The organism is Mesorhizobium sp. M2C.T.Ca.TU.002.02.1.1 (genome assembly GCF_003997225.1).
Map to the genome: position 1 here is coordinate 1 of NZ_RZTO01000628.1, position 3,738 is coordinate 3,738.

2 protein-coding genes are annotated in these 3,738 nt (G+C 66.8%); both read right to left on the bottom strand.

What is annotated here, in order from left to right; genetic code table 11:
- Window positions 1-1,560: alpha-glucosidase family protein (locus tag EOD07_RS26370; protein ID WP_127237498.1), on the bottom strand; the 1,560-nt coding region annotated here is incomplete at its 3' end.
- A complete protein-coding gene (gene glgX, locus EOD07_RS26375) occupies window positions 1,560-3,560 on the bottom strand; it encodes a glycogen debranching protein GlgX (RefSeq protein ID WP_127237499.1) in 2,001 nt (666 codons plus the stop codon). The genes glgX and EOD07_RS26370, both read right to left, overlap by 1 nt.
- Window positions 3,561-3,738 lie beyond the last annotated feature (178 nt).

Below are 3,738 nucleotides of genomic sequence, written 5' to 3' on the forward strand. Positions count from 1 at the left end.
GGCCGTTATCTCGGCCTCGCCGATCTCCGCGGGCAGCGCCCAGCCTGTGGCCTCGGCCGAGAAATTGAAAACGCAAAGCAGCCTTTCGCCGTCGCGCTCGCGCAGGAAAGCGAGCACATCGCCTTCGGCATCGAGAAAGCGGATCGAGCCTTCGATCAGCGCCGGATGGGCCTTGCGCAGGGCAAGGATCGACCGATAGGCGGCAAGCACCGAACGCGCCTCGCCATTCTCGACGTCGACCGCCCGGGCGCGATGCGCCTGCGGCACCGGCAGCCAGGGCTTGGCCGTCGAAAAACCGGCATTCTCGGCCTCCGCTTCCCAGACCATCGGCGTGCGGCAGCCGTCCCTGCCCTTCACGCCCGGCCAGAAGCGGATGCCGACGGGATCGCGCAAATCCTCATAGGCAAGCTCGGCTTCCTCCAGCCCCAGTTCCTCGCCCTGATAGAGGCAGATCGAGCCGCGCAGGCATGACAGCAGCGCGATCGAGAACTTCGCCACCGCGTCCATGCTCTCGCCGGGCCGCGTCCAGCGGCTGACGTGGCGCACGACATCATGATTGGAGAAGGCCCAGCAGACCCAACCGTCCGGGGCGGTCGTCTCGAACGCCTCGACGCAGCCGCGCACATGGGCGGCGGAAAATTGCGGACTGAGCAGGTCGAACGTGTAGCACATCTGCAATTTGTCGCCGCCGGAGACATAGGCGGCGAGCGTCTGCAGCGAGCGCTCCTCGTCGCCCACCTCGCCGACCGCGGCGCGGCCCGGATATTCGTCAAGCAGCGCGCGGAAGCGTTTCAGGAAATCGAGGTTCTCGGGGCGCGTCTTGTCGAAGAGATGCTCCTGGAAGGCATAGGTGCTGGTCGCACCGTTGGTGCCGGCGACGCTTGACGCCAGGGGCGGGTTGTCGCGCAGCCAGCGGTCGTGGACATAGTAGTTGACGGTATCCAGCCGGAAACCGTCGACGCCGCGCTCCAGCCAGAAGCGCGCGGTGTCGAGCAGCGCGTCCTGGACCTCCGGGTTGTGGAAATTCAAGTCCGGCTGCGCTGCCAGGAAGTTGTGCATGTAATATTGCCGGCGGGTGGCGTCCCACTCCCAGGCGGGACCGCCGAACAGCGATTGCCAATTGTTGGGCGCGCTGCCGTCCGGCTTCGCATCGGCCCAGACGTACCAGTCCGCCTTGGCGTTGTCGCGGCTGGCGCGGCTTTCGACGAACCATTCGTGCTTGTCGGAAGAATGCGAGATCACCTGGTCGATGATGAGCTTCAGGCCGAGCCGGTGCGCCTCGGCGACCAGCGCATCGAAATCCTCCAGCGTCCCGAACATCGGATCGACATCGCGGTAGTCCGACACGTCGTAGCCCATATCAGCCATCGGCGACTTGAAGAAGGGCGACAGCCAGACGGCGTCGACACCGAGCGAAGCGATATGGGCGAGCCGCGCAGTGATGCCCTTGAGGTCGCCGCTGCCGTTGCCGGTCGTATCCTGGAAGGAGCGCGGATAGACCTGGTAGATGACGCAGCCGCGCCACCATTCGCTCCCTTGCCCGGAATTGTCGCCAGCCATCACGAGCCCTTCCTGTTGCCCGATCGAGCGGCACGCCGCTCGATCATGAAAACGACACTGCGGCCGGGTAACGGCCGCGCAAGATCGACCGGCTGCGTCTCGACCGCCGGGAGCCACTCGAAGCCATCCCGCGCGGGCAAGGTGAAGACGCATTGCCGGCGGTCGCCATTGATCATCACGGCAAGGCGGCCGCCCTCGTTGTCGCCGAGCAACATGACGAGGCGATGGCGGCCGGGATCGTTCCAGTCGGCCTCGCCGGGCGGCGCGCCGGTCTCGGTCAGCCAGGCGACGTCGGGGATTTCCGATCCGTCGGCGGGCTCGCCGGTCAGGAAGTGCGTATCCGTCAGCGCAGGAAAGGCCCGGCGCAGCGTAGCGAGCGACGATGCATATTGCTCGAGCGCGTGATCACGGCCGGCCCAGTCGAGCCAGGTGATGGCGTTGTCCTGGGCGTAGGCGTTGTTGTTGCCTTTTTGCGTGCGGCCGAACTCGTCGCCGGCCGTCAGCATGATGGTGCCGCGCGAAGCGAAAAGCGTGGCGAGCAACGCGCGCCGGTCGCCGGAGCGGGACACGCTGATCGCCTCGTCGCCCGTCTCGCCCTCGACGCCGTTGTTCCAGGACAGATTGTCGTTGTGGCCGTCGCGATTCTGCTCGCCATTGGCTTCGTTGTGCTTGCGCTCGTAAGCGACGATGTCGGCCAGCGTCATGCCGTCATGCGCGGCGATGAAGTTGACCGTGCGGCTGACCGGGCCGCCCTCTCTGCCGAAGACATCGGAAGAACCGGCTAACCGTGTCGCCAGCGCGCCGATCGCGCCGGCATCGCCGCGCCAGAAGCGCCTGACATCGTCGCGGTAGCGGTCGTTCCATTCCAGATAGGGCGGGCGGAAATTGCCGAGCTGGTAGCCGTTCGGACCGATATCCCACGGTTCGGCGATCAGCACGCGGTCGGCGAGCACAGGGTCGCCGGCAATGTGCCGGAGCAGCGGCGCTTCCGGATCGAAAGCGCCGTCGACGCGTCCGAGCACCGGCGCCAGATCGAAACGGAAGCCGTCTACGCCGGCGAAGCGGACGAAGTGGCGCAGCGTGTCGAGCACCATCTCGCGCACCACCGGATGATCGCAGGCGACCGTGTTGCCGGTGCCGGTGTCGTTGACCAGCCTGCCGTCCGGCTGATGCCGGTAATAAGCCAGCGCATCGAGCCCGCGCAGCGACAGCGTCGGCCCGAGCCGGTCGCTCTCGCCGGTATGGTTGAAGACGAGGTCGAGGATGGTGCCGATGCCCGCCTTGCGCAGCGTGGCGACGGTGTCGCGCAATTCCTTGAGGCCGCCGGGCGCCAGGCGCGGGTCGAGCGCCATGAAGGTGACGGGATTGTAGCCCCAGGCGTTGCCGAGGCCGAGCGGCGGCAGATGCCGCTCGTCGATCCATGCGGTGACCGGCATCAGCTCGACGGCTGACACACCGAGACGCCTCAGGTGCTCGATGATGGCCGGATGGGCGAGCGCCGCGACGGTGCCGCGCTGCGCTTCCGGGACGTCCGGGTGCAGCCTGGTGAAAGAGCGGACATTAAGCTCGTAGATCAGGCCGCCGGGTTGGAACAGCGGCGGCTTGGCCGGCACCGGCTTGGGCAGGGACCGCGCTACGGCCTTCGGCATCAGCGAGGCTGTATCGGCGCCTTCGTTGCGTTTGGCAGCAAACCGCCAATGGTATTGGTATGGACGATCGACCTCGACGGCATAGGGGTCGGTGAGAAGCTTATCCGGGTCGAACCACAGACCCCGTTCGGGCGCGTAGTCGCCGTCGGCGCGAAAGCCGTAACGCGTGCCCGCTGCAAGGCCGCGGACAAGGAGCGCATGCACGCCCTCGCCTTGCGGGTTGAGTTCCAGCCGGTCGATCTCGCGCGCGCCAGCGTCGTCGAAAAGCGAGACCCAGAGGCGTCGCGCCGATGAGGACCAGACGGCAAAGCGGATGCCTTCGGCGGTGATGGTGGCGCCGAGCTGGGTCATGCGCGCGCCTCCCCTTCTCCCCTTGTAGAAGGTGGATCGGCGCATAGCGCCGAGACGGATGAGGGGTGTTGGAAGGAATGAGGCGTCGGTGTCCTGGGCGCCGGTTTGCGCCAAGCTGGAGCACCCCTCATCCGCCGCCTTCGGCGACACCTTCTCCCACAAAGGGAGAAGGGGGAGC

Coding starts and splice junctions, on each gene's coding strand:
- glgX (WP_127237499.1), bottom strand. CDS start 3,560: ATGACCCAGCTCGGCGCCACCATCACCGCCGAAGGCATCCGCTTTGCC.